Source organism: Paracoccus sp. P2 (assembly GCF_046335115.1).
Classification (GTDB): Bacteria; Pseudomonadota; Alphaproteobacteria; order Rhodobacterales; family Rhodobacteraceae; genus Paracoccus; species Paracoccus pantotrophus.
On the sequence record NZ_JBGOSN010000002.1, the window covers coordinates 220,592 to 236,289 of the forward strand.

Below are 15,698 nucleotides of genomic sequence, written 5' to 3' on the forward strand. Positions count from 1 at the left end.
GAAATCCACGCAGTCCCCGGAAAGCGCTCAGGACAAGGTGGAAAGCGCTTTCCCATTCGACTGTGCGAGTTGTCCTGACCTGCCGGGATTCATGCTAACCGCTTGCGCCGGCTGGCTGATCCCGGCTTCCTGCCGCAAGGTGTGACTCTGCCACGAGGTGGCGGTTTCCGTCACACCTGATGCACCAAGTGAATTGGTGCCGCACAGAAGCACAGCGATAAAGACACGTCTCCAAGCAGCTTGGCGAGCGAAGTAGGTTAAGATCATGATGAGCCCGTTTACTCAGAGATTGTTGATAAGATCCGGGCGAAAGCCTGCCCAGTGCGTGTCGCCGGCGACGACGACAGGCGCCTGGCGGTAGCCGAGGGCGACGACCTGCTTCATGGCCTCGTCATCCGTGGTCAGGTCGACCAGCTGGTAGCCGATGCCCTTTGCATCGAGGGCGCGGGTCGTTGCCGTGCATTGGACGCATGCGGGCTTGGAATAGACGGTGATGGACATGGGGCTCTCCGTGGTGGTTAGGGGGCCGAAGCCCCCTTGCTGTTGGCCGGTTATTCTGCCCGGCCGGTCGGGATGATGGCGAAGAGGTCTGCGGCGAGGGTGGTTTCGTAGACCTGGTGGCCGTCCTTCTCATAGCTGCTCTCGGACAGCTTGCCCTCGACCGTGACCAGATCGCCTTTGCGCAGGTTTTCCTTGATGTAGGCGAAGCCGGGAGTGCGCTCGAACAGGGTGACGGTGTTCCAGGACACCCGTTCCTTCCGCTCGCCGGTGTCGCGGTCTTTCCAGCTTTCGGTGTCGCTGATGCGGATTTTAAGGGTCTTGCCGACTTCGCGGATGGCGCCGACATAGCCTTGGATGCTGAATTTGGCGTGGGTGTAAAGCATTTGAGAGATCCTTCTCGCTGGTGTTTCGATGAAAAAGGCCCGCTACGCCTTCCCGGGCGATCAAGAAGAAAGACGGAGGGTCCGCGCCTGCGTGGAAGCCGTCTTTGTTCTTGAAGGCCGCAGGCCGGTCGCAAAGAGGGGAGGCGTGGTAAGTGGGTCTGTCGAAACACATGCGGGAAGGGCGCGCTGCGCCTGGTCCACCCGCGCCCTGCATCCATGGCGCCTGCGCTCTCGACCGGCAGCGACCGGACCCTGAAATCCGCATGCACCAGGAGCTGGAGCCCGCGGCGAGCGGAAGGAACGGATGTCCTGGGTCCGAGGCCTCGGGGCAGCACTCTGGTCTGCATCAAGGAAAACCTGCCTGCGATCTGCCGGTCGGGGGGCCGAGCTGATCCGGCTGTGAGAAGGACGGCCACCAGGTCTACGGGCACCTGGTTGCCGGGCTGAAGCTGTGACGACCCGGGCAGGGGCAGAATAACCGGCCAGCGGCGAGGCGGCTGCGCATGTGCCATAGGAAAGTGATCCGTGAGAACAATATGAGAATCTTGGCCGGTATCGGACACGCGGTCAAGTTGCGAAACCGCCAGCGATGCGGCACGAGGCGCAGGAGCAGGCTGGAAGTGGTGCCGCGAGCTGCCCTGGTCGGACAGGACAGGCTGAATGAATAGAGCCGCGCCCTCGGGCGCGGCAATTTCGATCATCTGTCCGCCCAAGTCGTGACCGGCGGCGAGGCATTGGGCGATGACAAGCGAGCATGGGCCGTGGCTGTCACCGGCAATGGATGTTCACGGGCTTCGGGTTGCGGAACGCCCAGGACTTGCCAGCGAAGGTAATGGTGATGGGCCCGGCCGAGGCCAACATATCAGTGATGCGGTGAAAAAGGGCGGGATCTGTTCGCTTGAAAATACTTCCATATTCCACGGCAGCAACCTGTCCACCGGCATCCGAGCTGAAGCGCGCCTGGCCGGACATCTGCACGTTGCCGCCGATCTCAAAGCTCATGTAGCCGGCGTTTGGTCCTCTGGTTTCCTCCATGTCGCAGACCACGAACAGCTGCATGTCTTTGACGGTCAGGGTGTGGTAATAGGTTCCCCGCTCGAACCCGCCGGTTCAGCCATCTGCGACGGCGGGCATCGCGCCGGCGCCGAAGGCGGCGGCGACCGGCCAGGCTTTAATAAAATTCCTCATTAAATCCTCCATTGACCAATGCACGCGGAACGATAGTTGCGAACGGCACAAGGTCAATGCCGCCGGCGCCAGTCAGCCGGCTTCTCGAAAGGCCCAGCCCAGATACCGCAACGGGCGGCCCGGGCCCTCTGCTCCGCATCGCGATAAAGGGCCTTGCGGTCACAGTATCGCACAGCCAGGCCAGTCTCGATCATCCATTCTCCCAGGTCGCGGCCGGCGGCGTGGCATTGGCCGATGGTCCGCGCGTAGCGGTCACGGCCGCTTACGGTGCATGCCACCGTGGCCCGGCCGATCTTATCGGCCAGAGCAAACGCGGCGCCATGGCCGCAGCGCCAGGACTTTCCGCCTGCCGAGAAACAGGTCTGCCCTGCCTCCGGCGCGTCGATCCCAGCTAGACGGACCCGTTTACCATGAATTTCAATCGTGTCGCCGTCGATCACAGTGGCCTGGCCAGCGATTCCGACAGCGCACGCCATCGTGGGGGCTAAGAAAACCCAGAACGCGAGAGGAACTGCCAGGCGCATCCTGTGCCCTTAGCACACGTTTCAGATAGCCAGATCATCGAGGCTTGCGCCGTTGGCCAACTGATCCCTCACCCATTGCGGCTGGCGACCGCGGCCGGTCCAGGTCTGGGAAGCATCTTCCGGGTTGGCGTATTTTGCGACCACAGGCTTCTTCGACGTAGCGGAATTGAGAAGGTCCGTCAGTTTGAAACCGAACTTCTCGGCGACCTCTTTGGCGGCATCGACCGCCTTCTGCCTTTGCCGCGACTCGAAGTCGTTGATCGCGCGCTCCACTTTTTGCTTCATATCGCGAAGCTATTTCAGGTCCATGCTTTCGAGATCTATGCTCATTTCACATCCTTGCCGCCAAGATCAACTGGTGATGCAGAGATAGAGCAACATGGCCTGGAAGGAAACGGCTTACTGTGAGCTGCGAGATTACATTCGCTCTTAAAAAGGTTCCGGGTCCGCATAGATCACGGCGGTCCCAGCAGCCAATTCGGTAGCAACCGTTAAGGCAGTATCCCGATCCTCGACGATGCAAGACGGCACAATCTCATCCTCGCCAGGCACATCGCCATAAAATGGCCCCTGGACAATCCATCGCCCATCAAACCCGGGACCGTGGACCTGGACGTTCAGAACGTCATCAGCAATCTCATCCGGCATGTCCTCGATGATTGCCATGGCTTCATTCCTCTCCGGTATCGGTTAGAACGCCGATGCCCCGCCTTGCGATCCGCATACGCTCGGCCGGGTAGGGCCGCAGCAGCGCGGCCGCCTCGGCCGGCGAGCCGCACAACCAGGTCTCATAATCCTGGGGATCGAGGATCACCGGCATCCTGGTGGGATGGACAGGCTGGACCAGCTCGTTGGGCGTGGTCGTCACCATGGTATGCGTGATCCAGCTGCCTTCCTCGCCCTCGATGCCGGGCTGACCGTGCCGCCAGAGGCCGGCGAAGGCGAATAGCGGCCGCGCCTCGTCACCGATCAGCGCAAACCAGAAATCCTCGGCCGGGTTGCGACCCTTCGCCTCGCGGAAGCTGGTGCCAGGCACAAGGCAACGCCGGTTCAGAAAGCTGTCTTTCCAAAGGCCGGATTTGGTCAGCTTGTCGTCGCGGGCGTTGTTCCAGGCGTCCGGTTTCAGGGACTTGCCGGTCTTGGTCGACACTTTCGGTGTCAAAAATCCCCAATGAGCCGTGACCAGCTCGCGACGGCCATCCGCGCCGAGGCGGACGATGGGCGCCTCGTATTTCGGCCAGATCGCCGGCAGAGGGGCTGCGTTGCCAAGGTAATCACGGGTCGGATCGACCTGGAAATGCCTTCGGGTGCTATCCTGGGCCGCCAGCATGGCATATAGGTTGCACATCACTACGCCTTTCGGTTGCAAGTCACGGCTCGTTGGTGGATAGGAGCGCCCGCAAATTTTCCCTACAGCTACGGACCACAGAATGATCGTCCTGACGGATGCGCAAGTGCAAGCACTCAGAGCCTTCCTCGAAACTTTCGACCTGCACGCATCGGGCGTTTGGCCCGAAATCGAGGAGGGGATGCATGAAGATTTTGGCATCGAGGATCCGGCCAGCGCCCTCGAGGACGTGCTGCGAGCCCTGCGTAGTCACCATTCATAAGCGTCCCCTATAGGCTTCGGCCAGCAGACCGGCCACCCGGCCGAGTTCTGCAACCCGCGACCCCGGCGCTGCGATTGCGGCGCCGCGCGCCCAGGCCGCGCGCAGCATCGCGCCTTTCGGATGATCCCGGCTGGCGAGATCGAGCGCCAGGCCCACGTCAATATCTTCTCGCGGATCATGCAGCGCCGCACGCCGCGCGGCGCGCTTGAGCGTCTCCAGGGCATGCAACAGTTCCTCGCGGCCGGCGATCTGTTCGCTCCACGATCCCCCGAATGCCACATTGCGCAGTTGACCAGCCCTGTCCATTTTGCCCTCTTGAATCAGGAGAACAAAGATAGAACATCGGGGGCGAACTGACCATCCGCCAAATCTGGTGCCATGCCCCCTTTCCGCGTCCTCTATCTCGATATGAACTCGTTTTTCGCTTCGGTCGAACAGCATCTCGATCCGGCGTTGCGTGGTCGGCCGGTGGCGATCACCGCCGTCGATTCGGGGGCTGGCGCCTGCGTTGCGGCCAGCTACGAAGCGAAAGCCTATGGCGTGAAAACCGGGACGCGGGTGGCTGATGCGCGCCGCATGTGCCCTGGCATCGTCTTTCGGCCGAGCCGACACAGGCTCTATGTGCGCTTCAATCTCGCCATCGCTGACGTGCTGGACCGCCATGCCGAGCTGACCCATATCCGCAGCGTGGACGAATTTCAGCTAGCGTTGTCGGGCGATGCGCAGACCCTCGATGGCGCAGCCGAGCTGGTTGCGCGTCTGAAAGCGGCTGTGGCGGCCGAGGTCGGGCCATGCCTGCGCTTCAGTGCTGGCCTTGGACCGAACCACTTGCTGGCTAAAATCGCCGGAAAATTAGAGAAGCCGAATGGATTCCAGTGGCTTAGTATCGAAAATATGCCAGATCGTATTGCCCACCTGGCACTGGACGATCTGCCTGGGATTTCACGCTCCATGAAGGATCGACTGATGCGCGCGGGCGTCTATGACGTGCCCCAGCTCTGCCAGCTCGATCCGCGTCACGCCCGGCTGATCTGGCGATCGGTGGAGGGCGAGCGTTTCGTTCGGATGCTTCAGGGAATGGATATTCCGCTGACTGCGACCCAGCGCGGTGGCTTTGGTAACAGCAAGATCCTGTCGCCCGAGTTTCGCGATCCGCGCCGAGCCTATCGTGTCGGCCGCTGGCTGGTCGAAAAGGCCACTGCCAGGCTACGCCGCGATGGCCGCGTGGCCAGCCGGTTCAGTCTGTCAGTCTCGATGTTGGCCGGCCCGGTCTGGTCGCGCGGAGTAAGTTGCTTCCCGAACCAGGACACGGCCTTTTTCCTGCGCCTGCACCGCGCGCTGTGGCGGTCACTGTGGCGCGACGGGCGCCCGGGCCAGGTGATCGCAGTCAGCGTCCAGCTCGGCAATGTTGGGTTGCTAACCGAGCGCCAGGGCGACCTGCTCGCTCCCCTCCGCCCGGCCGAGCGGACGCGCGGCGAACAGGTGTCTGCCGCGGTAGATCAAATCAATGCGCGGTTCGGAGACGGCGCGATCACCTATGGGATCAACGCGCCGCACCCAGGCTTTTTCGAGAGAGGCTAGGCAGCGGGCGGAAAAATCACTGGACGCCCTGCCGCCTCGACGATCTGGTAGCTCGCCGCAAGCAAATCATCTAGGGCCATCGACGTCTCGACGCCGAGCCTTTCGCGGATTGGATCAGTCACATCCTGCGGCGCATCGCCAAGGCTCATAAGGGCGGTATGCAGCTGTGCGAGCAGTTCGTTTGGAATCTCTGCCATGATCGTTCCCTCTCGATTTGCAACTAAACGCGCGAAGAGCACTCGGGTTCAGCGCCGATGCGTAACAATAGGGCACACCTTGAAAGACAGATCGTGATACGGTCTATCATCTGTAACATTTGCCTATCAGATCAAGCAAAGTTACAGTAGCGTCATTGCATCCACCCTATTGTGACAGACGGACATGGCCCGGATCGGATATGCACGCGTCAGCACCGCTGACCAGGACCTTGAGATTCAAAAGGAGCGCCTGGCCGGCGCCGGGTGCGAGATCATCCGGACAGAAATCGGCAGCGGGGCAACCCGCGCCGGCCGGACTGAACTAGAAACCATCATGCAGTTCATGAGGGAAGGTGACGAGTTGGTCGTGCATCGGCTCGATCGCCTCGGCCGAAGCACTCGCGATGTTCTCAACCTGGTGCATGACCTCGATGAGAAGAGGGCCGCGCTCCGCGTCCTGGAACCTGATGTGTCCACCGCCGGCGATCTCGGCCGGCTGGTGGTGACGATCCTCGGCATGGTGGCGGACATGGAACTGCGCTTCATCCGCGACCGGCAGCGCGCCGGCATCGAGGCAGCGAAGAAGCGACAGGTCTACAAAGGCCGCAAGAAAGCGGTCGATGACGCCGAAATTCGCAGGCGTGTGGCCGAAGGCCAGTCGAAGGCAGCTGTAGCGCGCGACCTGGGCGTATCCAGGATGACCGTCTATCGCGCCCTCGCCGGCGCCGCCGCGTCAGAAGCTCCTGCTGCATAATGCCGACGCGCCAGCTCATTACCGGCGTTCTTCAACGGCATCGGGATAATTGGCCGCGGCCTTTTCAGCCACCCCGAGGTCATTTGCGCGCTTCCAGAATGCCTGATGAGTCTTCGACACTTCCTGAGCTCGCTCGAACACGGCAAGCCGTGTGCCGTCCATGCAGACGAAATACTCGGTTAACTCACTGAAGTATCGCTCGAAATCTTCCGAAACCATGTCTGCGTAGGCTCGAAAGCCATCGTCGTCGGATGGGACATAGGGTTCCTCCGGCGGCAAGCAGACTGCGTTCGGGCTGCCGCTCTGCGCCATGACCGGCGATGGTAACAGAGCCATCCCTGCCATGAGCATCGGAATCAATCTGGGCATGCTGTGGTTCTCCTTCTCTCGACCTGGTCAACCTGCGAGCGCAACAAGTTGAACGGCGCATCGCAAGTTTGGCATGTCCTGTGAGAGCACATGCGGTCCTTGCCGAATACTAGGCTCAGGACTCATAGCCAGAACAACACGGTCGCGGCCAACGCGATGGCAGAGAGGAACACCTTCGGGCATCTATCGTAGCGGGTCGCTACGCGGCGCCAGTCCTTGAGCCTGCCGAACATGATCTCGATCCGATTGCGGCGTCTGTATCGGCGCTTATCGTATTTCACGGGGACAATCAGCTCCGCCATATGACACGGATGCAGTTGGTGCGGACACTGGCCGCCTGGCGTCCGGATCTGACAGCCTATCGTGAAGTCGAGGCCGCCTATCGCATCAGCCTCAAGTCGCTCGCCCGTCGCTATATCGAACTGCACGATGAGATTGCCGACCTCGACATGATGATCAAAGCGATTGTCGAGGACCTGGCCCCTGAACTCGTCGCCCGCAACTCCATCGGCCACAACGGCGCCGCTCAACTGCTGCTTACGGCGGGCGACAATCCGGAACGCCTCAAGTCCGAAGCCAGCTTTGCCGCTCTGTGCGACGCCAGCCCGGTCCCTGCATCATCAGGGAAGACCGTCCGACATCGTCTGAACCGCGGGGGCGATCGCGCGGCCAACAGCGCGCTGCACATCATTGCGATCGGCCGGCTCAGGACCGATGAGAAAACCAAGACCTATGTGGCCCGGCGCATCGCCGAAGGGCATAGCAAGCTGGAAGCCATCCGCAGCTTGAAACGCTACATTGCACGCGAGGTCTTCGGTATCATCATGCGCCGACAGCAGGACATCAACCGCACTCGCATTGCCGCTTGACAAACAGAAGGGCGTCCGCGGCAGCCAGTATCTGTCGATCAAATACACAGAGCGACTGGCCGAAGCGGGCATCGAGCCTTCAGTCGGCAGCGTCGGCGACAGCTACGACAACGCGCTGGCCGAGACGATCAACGGCCTGTTCAAGGCTGAGGTCATCCACCGCCGTGGCCCGTGGCGCAGCTTCGAGGCCGTCGAATACGCAACCCTCGAATGGGTCGACTGGTTCAACAACCGCCGCCTGCTGGAGCCGATCGGGAACATCCCGCCCGCAGAAGCCGAGGCCAACTTCTACGCAGCTGTGGAAACTGAACCCATGGCCGCGTAACTAACATCAATCAGCCTTCGGCAAAGCCGGCGCGGTTCAGTTTTCGCCAGTCGCTTCTGCTTCACCAGAAGCGACAGCGCCTGGAAGCGACGGCCACCGGCCGGGATTTCGAACATGCCGGTCTGGACCCCGTCGGCATCGAGCATGGGCCGGACGTTCAGGCTCTGCAGGAGCCCGCGCCGGGCGATGTCCTCGGCCAGTTCCTCGACCGAAACACCCGCCTTGATGCGTCGCACGTTGGACTGGCTCAGCACGAGCTTGTTGAAGGGGATGTCCCGCGACGGGGACAGGGTGATGTTCTGGGCTGCTTTCGCCATCAGATCTTCTCCACGACGGGCGCCGGAAGCCACTCTCCCGATCTCACTTCCCGTCACCCCTCAAACCCCCAACCTTTTCCTCTCTTCGTCAGTCTTGACCGCGGTCAAGACGTGCAAGTTGGATGCTCTATGCCTTCATGATCGTTTCAAAGTATGCCTCGGGCTGCCTGATCGCTTCGCCTTTTCCCAACAGGTAGTCCAAGATCAGCAAAAGCCGTCCAGCCCCAGCTTTCTGAAGACCACGCATCAGTTTTTCTTGGCGTATTCTAAGCAATCGACCGATGTCGAAGAGAACGCGGTTGAGGGCTTCGCTTGTTCGTGGAGGGTCTGGGAAGAAGTCCGCGACATGTGAAAAGTCCGTCCATGCCATTTTTGCCGGGTCCCGGTTCATGGTCGGTGCTCCAACGCTTTGGGAAGCGTTGGTCTGGTTCACGTGCGTGTCTTTCTTAATATGTTCTTTTTTTACAGACTCTATCTGCCGGTCATTTTGTCCGTTCCTGGCGGACATTTCGCTCGCGCACTCACGGCCGAGGGTTTGGTCTTGCGATTGCTCTCGGTCCGCACGGGTGTTTGAATCGTGGCACTCTCCGTAGCTCGGTTTGGCATTGGCTCCGAGCTCGCGGAGACCAGCGATGATTTGCAAGACTGTGTCGGCAGTCAGGGTTGCTCGACGAAGCAGGTTTCGGATCGTTTCCAGTGAAGCCCGCCGTGCGTCATGGAGCTGTTCGTCCTTTAGGAGGGACGCGCGCAGCGCTAGCGCTTCTGCCTTGAGGGAGCGGAGGCGTTCACGCTCTTCCGTGACCTTCGATGCTCTGGCTGCAAGAGCGTCGTGGCTCTGCATTAGCGGACCCAAGTCGATCCCAAACGCATCCCTGATGATCCCTCCGTAGCGGAGAGGGAAGCGTTTCCCGTTCGCTGAACTCTTTCGCTGGATGAGTCCCGCAGCCTCAAGGCGCCCCAGGCAGCGGCGAAGCGTTCTTTCATCAATGCCGTTTGCGCGCTCTGATAAGGAGGCGTTTGAAGGAAACACAACGGTCAGCTTGCAGTGTGTTTCACCAGAGTTGGGGCTCTGATCGCGCGGAAGAAAGCTGATGAGCGCTGTCAGTACCGTGACGTCGTTGCTCGTGAGGCTCAGGTCTTTCCGAAGAACCCGCACCGGCCCCAGAAGCTCGTAGGGGTTAGGGCAGGCATTAGCTGCCTGTTCCGCCAAGGCGGTTCGTGCTTGAGTGACATGTCTCATGGTGTTTCGGAAGAAAAAGCTTCCCCGTTCACCGCGAGCGGTGTTGAACTCGATTCGTTTTGGGGGTATCAATCAGGTGTCGAGACTGATTGAGGCCCTTCGGAAGCACCGCTTTCGGGGGGTCTTTCCTTTTCTAGCCGTTCCTCCTTTCGTTTTCTGCTCGTTGCTCTTGATGTCTTGACCGCGGTCAAGACACGGGGTCGTCACTTTGGGCCGTCTTGACCGCGGTCAAGAAGCTCTCCGATCAGCTTTCGGACGGCCTCTTCGACGCGTGGGGCAAGATCAGCGTCCACATCGATAGTGATGCGATTGCCTTTGCGGCCGATCTTCACGCGCTCGCCTGGCTCAGCCTTGGGCGGAGTTGTCTTGGTGGCCGTGAGCAGCGTAACCGCTGCGTCAAGCCGCTCTGGGCCAGGCAAGCTACGGGGGATTTCGCGGGCGACTTCCTTGGCTCTCGAGACGTCCTTCTCGCACAGCCTGAAAAGCTTCTCCCAGACCCGCCGACCAACGCCATGTGCTGGTCCGATGGCCTGGATCAGCTCCATCGGAATGCCCGTCGCGATACGGTTCATCCGAGAGACGAGAGACTCATCGATCTGGAGTGCCCGATAGGCGATGGTCTGGGCGTTCTTGCGCGTCTCGTCTGTTTTCCCAAGTTCTCGAATGATGCCGGCGACGAACAAAGCCCTCTCGATAAACGAGGGGTCTTGGCGGGCATTGTTCTCCACGCCCTGGGCGATCAGTGCTTCCTCTTCGGTCATTTCCATGACCGTGGCGCGCACCTTCTGACCAAGTTCACGACAGGCGAGAAGCCTGCGGCGCCCATAGACGATCTCAAGTGCGCCATCTTGGGTTCGGCGGACAAGAATGGGGACCTTTTGCCCATGCTCCCGGATCGAGGACACAAGTTCCTCGAGGCCATCGCTCGGATCGATACGGTCCATGACCGCGGACATCCGCACGGTGCTCGGGTCGATCAGGCGCGTGGCGTGTTTGTCTTCCTCGAGCACGGACGCTTGCGCACGAGCGATAGTTGGGCTCGTGCGCTTCAGATCAAGATCCGCACCTTCGTCCGGCGCTGCAGCATTGCCCATCGCGTTCTTAAGTGAATCTCCGAAGACCTTACGCGCCATGGCTACGCCCCCATGCCTTGAGGATTTCGCGCTCAACTTCGTCGGTAACGCGCGAAACGGACTCGATTGCACGCTCGTAGGTTCTGCGGTTCACGTCGCGAGGTTCGACCTCAAAGATGCTCTGCTGGGTGTTTGCAGCATCGCCTACGGCCGTCGACTTCAGGAACTCGGCCGGGAGTACCGCATCGCCGAGCACCGTCCGAAGCAGAGACGAGATCTGGACCTGTGGACCGTCAGTATTCTCGTAGCGGGTGATCAGCACGCGGACGAAGTTCAGACCGTGTTCGGGAGCATGCGCCTCGACGACACCCATCAGGTTGCTCGCCATACCGAGGAAGCTCGCCAGGGACATGACATCAAGCATGGACGCGTTGAGCGGGATCAGGACCCCGGTGGAGGCAAAGAGGGCAGAGATCACCGAAAAATTCAGCTGAGGCGGGGTGTCGAAGATCACCACGTCATATCTGTCCAGGACAGGCTCAAGTGCTTCGCGGATACGGCTGTGGAACGTGGTGGCTCCGTGTCGGAAACTTAGTGCGACTTCGAACTCGTACTCCATGATGTCCATGGATGCCGGGATAAGGTCGACCGTCGGGAAGTTCGTCTTGCGAATGATATCGGAGGCGGGCAGGGGACCTTCCGATCGGATCAGATCGTAGGAGGTCGGCATGTCCGGATCGAGTTCAGGGGTCACCCCGAACAGGTTTGTTAGGCTTGCCTGGCTGTCTAGATCGATCAACAGGACCCGATAGCCGCGAAGGCCCAGTAGCTGACCAACATGAGCTACGGTCGACGTTTTTGCGGACCCTCCCTTCAGGTTGAAGATTGTCACGACCTGGCACGGTTCGCCGGCTCTTCTGTGAGGGTGCTCATCGGGCTTAATCCTGCCCGTCTCAAGAAGGACGCGTTGGGCCTCGACCATTTCCTCGGCAGAGAAACTGCGGCGGTTGCCACCCTCGAGTATACCTTCGGGAAAGCCTTCGAGGTTTGACACATGGTGGCGGAAGGTGTTCTGGTTGAGCCGTAGGAGATCTGCCGCTTCCCGCATCGCGAAGCGGCGAAGACCCTTCTGGGCATCCGGTGGAAAAGTCTCCTGAGCATGTTCTCGCAACCGGCTACCAAGCCGCTTGGACATGACATCGAATCTTTGAGAGGCTCGTATCCCGCTCATCACTGCCCTCAAGTCTTTATTGTTTTGTAGACCTTAACAGTTTTGGTGAGTAAATCCAGCCCAAACCGTTGAACGGCGTATGCGCGTTGAAGGGGCTGATTTCTGACGAGAGAAAACCATTAAGTATCAGTGCGTTGGGTGGCCTTGTTCGCAGCGTACTTCAACAGCTCGTGGGTCGTGGCGTCGTGGCCACAACATGTATTGTGGACGCCTACGGACTGCAGATCATAAGAATCGCATGGCGATTCCCGCGACTTCAATCAAGCAGCCCCAGCCTCTCGGCTCGCTCCAACAGCATCTTCACGGATGACGGCTGCCAGCTGGTCCGCCCACGCGGCGTCCGCTCCCGCATTTTCTCGAGCCTGTTGCAGATTTCTTGCAGCGTAATCTCCGGGTTTGCGCCCTTGATGCCGGCAACGATGGCCGGCAAACGGTCGTCGGTATCGCGGCGACCGGCACGGCCCAACACGGTTTCGTCCAAGAACCCATCCCGCACATACGCGTTCACAGCGCGGAGCAATCGGCTTTGTGTCCACTGACGTTCATGGGGCAGGGGAGCGTTGATGATGCGCAGCACGTCCTCCCAGGCCATGTCGGGCCGCAGGCGACGAACGTGCGGTACCCAGTCCTGTGCCGTCTCGTTCAGGCGATCCATGTAACCGTCTTGCCTCGCCAGCCGCACTTTGCGAAGCGCCGCGGGATCGCGGGCGCGCAGTCCCGGGTTGCCGCCGATCCGACCCATGCTGCGCGCCGAGGCCAGCCCCGCCTTGGTGCGTTCGCGGATCAGGGCGCGCTCGAACTCGGCCGCGGCGCCGAGAACTTGCAGGGTGAACTTGCCCTGCGGCGAGGACGTGTCGATCGGATCGGTCAGCGAGCGAAAAAAGGCACCTTTCGCCTCCAGCCGCTCGATGACCTCCAGCAGATGCGACAGCGATCGCGCCAGACGATCAATGCGCACGACGACCAGCGTATCGCCCTTGCCTATCCGGTCCAGCACGCGGGCAAGCACGGGCCGGGCGCGGTTTCCGCCCGAGGCCTGCTCCTCGTGGATCTCGACGCAGCCCGCGGATTTCAGGGCCTGCGACTGGGGCAGGGGGGTCTGATCCTCGGTCGAGACGCGCGCGTAGCCGATCAGGGGCATCAAAACAGGCCGTTTGCAGTTTAAGGTATCATAAATAAACGACCATTTGTAAACGGAAGCAAGAGCGCTCTTTATGGCCGAGGTCAGCAAAATGCCCTTGGTTTCCTATGGCTGCGCGCGTTCAGAGATATCTCGCGAGCAGTCGCGCGCGCGTGCTATAAAGGGAGTACAGGCGCACCACGAGAAAACCCTTGGGTAAAAAGCAAAACATACGTATTTTGCACATATGAAGCCTCACGTATCTGCTCCATATGGCATTTCTGACGACCCTCTGACCGGGGTGGAAGAGGCCGCGGAGAGATCCGAAGACGATCTGTGGTTCCTGCCTGGTCCGATCGAAGACGAGCCCGACGATCTGCCGCCCGTCCTCAGGGCCGAACCCCGCGAGACTGCAATCCTTGACGACTGGCGCAAAGCCGAGGCGGACAATGCCGCGCGGCTCGCCCGTGTCGCAGGTCGGCTCGGTGGGCTGGACGAGCGGTTGCGGAGGGGGCCTGAGGGTTGGCGCCACAGGCTCGCCCTGATCGAAGCGGCCGACCTAAGTTGGTTCGTAGGCGACCGCATCGGGGCGGATCGACTGGCGCTCTGGATCGCCCTGCGCCTGTCTGGAGTTCAAGACGATACTGCCGCCTTGGCACGGGTCGGATGGGCGGTGCGGCGTCTGACGGGAGGGCCAGGGCCGGAGGTGGACCTGGCCGCTTTTGTGGATCGCCGTGACCCCGAGAACTTGGCGGGTGAGGCGGAACCCTTTGCGGATCGCGCGGGCGGTTGGCTGGACCTGATGGCGCAAGCTGCCGATCTGCACCCGATCAGCCGTGCCTGCATGGGCTTTCACATTTGGAACTTGGCCGGTCTCGGGCAGCACGGAGACCGGATGGAAGCGGCTGTCACGTCCGCGCGGATCGCAGCCAGTGAGGGAAGAGGGGCTATCTTTGCGCCACTGGCCATGGGCGGGGCAGGGGGCCTTCGTGCCTCTGGCCGACCCGCCGACCGTTTGACGCGCTGGCTAGACGGGATGGAAACGGCTTGCCTGAGCGCGATCCGGCACCTCGACGACGTTGAGGTATGGGCTGCGCGAGCGGAGGTAGAGATGACCTCACTCTCGGGCAGAACGCCCAAAGCCTTGCGCGCGGCACTTACTGAATGGCCACTCGTCTCTGCCCCGATCGCCGAGACAATGACCGGCGCCAGTCGCGCCGCCGTTCAGCGTAACCTCGCTTGGATGGAGGCGCGACACCTTATCCGCGAAGTGACCGGGCAGGGTCGATACCGGATGTGGCGTATCGCTGAAGCGCGCGAAATCGAAAGACGGTCAAACACGAACAGGCCAAGGAAAGTTTCGCCGAATAGCTCTTTCGAGAAGAAGGCCGGATAAAGATGCGTAGGGGTATTGAGTCTTGCTCGCAGCATTCAAGAGATAGATCGTGTCAAGAGGTGGGCAAGATACGCTGTACTCTCGTAATTTCTTGCGACGCAGGTTGCGTCGATTAATTGCTTTGGTTTTGAGGATTTTATGCGCGCACTGCACACCGCCGACTGGCATATTGGTCAAACCCTGAACGGCTGGTCCCGTGAGCGTGAGCACGAAGTGTTCTTCGCCCGGCTCGCCGACGTCCTGGAAGAGGAGGACATCGATCTCCTCCTCGTCGCTGGTGACATATTTGACAACACCAACCCATCAGGCGAGAGCCAGCGACTCCTCTATCGGTCCCTCGCAGAGTTCAAGCGTCGGCGCCCACGACTTGTCACCGTGATCTCGGGCGGCAATCATGATCCCGCCCTGCGTCTAGAAGCACCCGCCGATCTGTTTGAAAGTCTTGATATCCACGCGATTGGTACCGTGCGAAGACAAGCTGGCGTTTTGGATGCACGTGAGCATCTCGTCGCCATCCCAGGCCCAAACGGCGCTCCCGCTCTTTACGTTCTGGCGATCCCCTTCCTCCGTGCGGCCGACCTCACGGGCGTTACCTTTACAGACACAGAGACCGGGCTCAGCATTGAAGCCGCAGCACGGTCCTTCCATGCGGAAATCGTTGCAGCCGTCGAGCAGATCGTGGGTGATCTGCCCCTTATCGCTACTGGGCACCTCCACTGCACGGGTGGCATTGAGAGTGAAGGCGCCGAGCGCCGGATTCTGATCGGCGGCTCGCATGCGGTGCCGCCGGACATCTTTCCTCCTCGCCTTGACTATGTTGCCCTCGGCCATCTCCATGGGCCACAGAGCCTTGACGGCGGCCGCGTCCGATATTCCGGAAGTTGCTTTCCGCTTTCGGCTTCCGAAATCCGTTACAGTGGGGTCTGCTGCCGGACGGTGCTAAATCCTACGCTAAGCTCTTTTCGGCCACCTGTACTCCCCTGTGAGTAAGATGTGCGCCCATCCGAGGGGCGAGATGTG

At 60.8% G+C, this 15,698-nt stretch carries 18 protein-coding genes and 5 pseudogenes; 7 read left to right on the forward strand and 16 right to left on the reverse strand.

Annotated features, from left to right (window positions below; translation table 11 throughout):
• Positions 1–282 precede the first annotated feature (282 nt).
• From nrdH to ACDP63_RS02270, 7 genes are all read right to left on the reverse strand, one after another.
• Positions 283–501 carry a glutaredoxin-like protein NrdH gene (gene nrdH / locus ACDP63_RS02240; RefSeq protein WP_116171252.1) on the reverse strand — a complete coding sequence of 73 codons (219 nt, stop codon included), beginning with the start codon at positions 499–501 and terminating at the stop codon, positions 283–285.
• Positions 502–551: 50 nt separating this feature from the next.
• Complete coding sequence (locus ACDP63_RS02245; protein ID WP_116171251.1) at positions 552–884, reverse strand: single-stranded DNA-binding protein; 333 nt, start codon at positions 882–884, stop codon at positions 552–554.
• A 768-nt stretch (positions 885–1,652) separates the two neighbouring features.
• Positions 1,653–1,943 carry a hypothetical protein gene (locus ACDP63_RS02250; protein ID WP_116171250.1) on the reverse strand — a complete coding sequence of 97 codons (291 nt, stop codon included), beginning with the start codon at positions 1,941–1,943 and terminating at the stop codon, positions 1,653–1,655.
• Positions 1,944–2,125: 182 nt separating this feature from the next.
• On the reverse strand, positions 2,126–2,596 hold the full coding sequence (locus ACDP63_RS02255; RefSeq protein ID WP_409927671.1) for a thermonuclease family protein: 471 nt from the start codon (positions 2,594–2,596) through the stop codon (positions 2,126–2,128).
• A gap of 21 nt (positions 2,597–2,617) precedes the next feature.
• Positions 2,618–2,881: an H-NS family nucleoid-associated regulatory protein gene (locus ACDP63_RS02260; protein WP_116171248.1), complete on the reverse strand. Its 264-nt coding sequence runs from the start codon at positions 2,879–2,881 to the stop codon at positions 2,618–2,620.
• Positions 2,882–3,025: 144 nt separating this feature from the next.
• Positions 3,026–3,262, reverse strand: coding sequence for a hypothetical protein (locus tag ACDP63_RS02265; RefSeq protein WP_116171247.1), 237 nt, complete (start codon positions 3,260–3,262; stop codon positions 3,026–3,028).
• A 4-nt stretch (positions 3,263–3,266) separates the two neighbouring features.
• Positions 3,267–3,944: an SOS response-associated peptidase gene (locus ACDP63_RS02270; protein WP_116171246.1), complete on the reverse strand. Its 678-nt coding sequence runs from the start codon at positions 3,942–3,944 to the stop codon at positions 3,267–3,269.
• An 82-nt stretch (positions 3,945–4,026) separates the two neighbouring features.
• Here ACDP63_RS02270 and ACDP63_RS02275 point away from each other — a divergent pair, with 82 nt between their 5' ends.
• Positions 4,027–4,206 carry a hypothetical protein gene (locus ACDP63_RS02275; protein ID WP_116171245.1) on the forward strand — a complete coding sequence of 60 codons (180 nt, stop codon included), beginning with the start codon at positions 4,027–4,029 and terminating at the stop codon, positions 4,204–4,206.
• Here the strand turns inward: ACDP63_RS02275 and ACDP63_RS02280 are convergent.
• Complete coding sequence (locus ACDP63_RS02280) at positions 4,201–4,512, reverse strand: hypothetical protein (RefSeq protein ID WP_140848170.1); 312 nt, start codon at positions 4,510–4,512, stop codon at positions 4,201–4,203. The genes ACDP63_RS02275 and ACDP63_RS02280 overlap by 6 nt on opposite strands.
• A 72-nt stretch (positions 4,513–4,584) precedes the next feature.
• Between ACDP63_RS02280 and ACDP63_RS02285 the strand changes: the two genes are divergently transcribed.
• Positions 4,585–5,787: a UMUC-like DNA-repair protein gene (locus tag ACDP63_RS02285; protein WP_140848172.1), complete on the forward strand. Its 1,203-nt coding sequence runs from the start codon at positions 4,585–4,587 to the stop codon at positions 5,785–5,787.
• Here the strand turns inward: ACDP63_RS02285 and ACDP63_RS02290 are convergent.
• Positions 5,784–5,984 carry a hypothetical protein gene (locus tag ACDP63_RS02290; protein ID WP_116171242.1) on the reverse strand — a complete coding sequence of 67 codons (201 nt, stop codon included), beginning with the start codon at positions 5,982–5,984 and terminating at the stop codon, positions 5,784–5,786. The genes ACDP63_RS02285 and ACDP63_RS02290 overlap by 4 nt on opposite strands.
• Positions 5,985–6,168: 184 nt before the next feature.
• On the opposite strand from ACDP63_RS02290, the gene ACDP63_RS02295 reads away from it, so the two are divergent.
• Entirely contained in the window at positions 6,169–6,738 is a 570-nt protein-coding gene (locus ACDP63_RS02295) for a recombinase family protein (RefSeq protein ID WP_116171241.1), read from the forward strand.
• Positions 6,739–6,756: 18 nt separating this feature from the next.
• On the opposite strand, the gene ACDP63_RS02300 is transcribed toward ACDP63_RS02295, so the two are convergent.
• Both ACDP63_RS02300 and ACDP63_RS02305 read right to left on the reverse strand, forming a co-directional pair.
• The gene (locus ACDP63_RS02300) at positions 6,757–7,107 is read right to left on the reverse strand and encodes a hypothetical protein (RefSeq protein ID WP_147307320.1); all 351 of its coding nucleotides are present in this window, start codon (positions 7,105–7,107) and stop codon (positions 6,757–6,759) included.
• Positions 7,108–7,229: 122 nt separating this feature from the next.
• Positions 7,230–7,388: pseudogene (locus ACDP63_RS02305) on the reverse strand (transposase); the annotation flags it as partial.
• Between the two features lie 12 nt (positions 7,389–7,400).
• Here ACDP63_RS02305 and ACDP63_RS02310 point away from each other — a divergent pair.
• Together ACDP63_RS02310 and ACDP63_RS02315 are read left to right on the forward strand one after the other, a co-directional pair.
• Positions 7,401–7,976, forward strand: a pseudogene (locus tag ACDP63_RS02310) (transposase); the annotation flags it as partial.
• Positions 7,977–7,992: 16 nt separating this feature from the next.
• Positions 7,993–8,301, forward strand: a pseudogene (locus tag ACDP63_RS02315) (integrase core domain-containing protein); the annotation flags it as partial.
• Between the two features lie 32 nt (positions 8,302–8,333).
• Here the strand turns inward: ACDP63_RS02315 and ACDP63_RS02320 are convergent.
• The 5 genes and pseudogenes from ACDP63_RS02320 to ACDP63_RS02340 form a co-directional block, all read right to left on the reverse strand.
• Positions 8,334–8,618, reverse strand: a pseudogene (locus ACDP63_RS02320) (ParB/Srx family N-terminal domain-containing protein); the annotation flags it as partial.
• Between the two features lie 127 nt (positions 8,619–8,745).
• On the reverse strand, positions 8,746–9,858 hold the full coding sequence (locus tag ACDP63_RS02325; RefSeq protein WP_409927672.1) for a helix-turn-helix domain-containing protein: 1,113 nt from the start codon (positions 9,856–9,858) through the stop codon (positions 8,746–8,748).
• 203 nt (positions 9,859–10,061) lie between these two features.
• Positions 10,062–10,991 carry a ParB/RepB/Spo0J family partition protein gene (locus ACDP63_RS02330; RefSeq protein WP_409927673.1) on the reverse strand — a complete coding sequence of 310 codons (930 nt, stop codon included), beginning with the start codon at positions 10,989–10,991 and terminating at the stop codon, positions 10,062–10,064.
• A complete protein-coding gene (gene repA, locus ACDP63_RS02335; RefSeq protein ID WP_199259371.1) occupies positions 10,981–12,126 on the reverse strand; it encodes a plasmid partitioning protein RepA in 1,146 nt (381 codons plus the stop codon). Before repA ends, ACDP63_RS02330 begins: the two co-directional genes overlap by 11 nt.
• A gap of 292 nt (positions 12,127–12,418) precedes the next feature.
• Positions 12,419–13,303 carry a recombinase family protein gene (locus ACDP63_RS02340; RefSeq protein WP_409927674.1) on the reverse strand — a complete coding sequence of 295 codons (885 nt, stop codon included), beginning with the start codon at positions 13,301–13,303 and terminating at the stop codon, positions 12,419–12,421.
• A gap of 226 nt (positions 13,304–13,529) precedes the next feature.
• Here ACDP63_RS02340 and ACDP63_RS02345 point away from each other — a divergent pair, with 226 nt between their 5' ends.
• Both ACDP63_RS02345 and sbcD read left to right on the forward strand, forming a co-directional pair.
• The gene (locus tag ACDP63_RS02345; RefSeq protein ID WP_243700268.1) at positions 13,530–14,678 is read left to right on the forward strand and encodes a hypothetical protein; all 1,149 of its coding nucleotides are present in this window, start codon (positions 13,530–13,532) and stop codon (positions 14,676–14,678) included.
• A gap of 138 nt (positions 14,679–14,816) precedes the next feature.
• A pseudogene (gene sbcD / locus ACDP63_RS02350) lies at positions 14,817–15,581 on the forward strand (exonuclease subunit SbcD); the annotation flags it as partial.
• Positions 15,582–15,698: the final 117 nt, after the last annotated feature.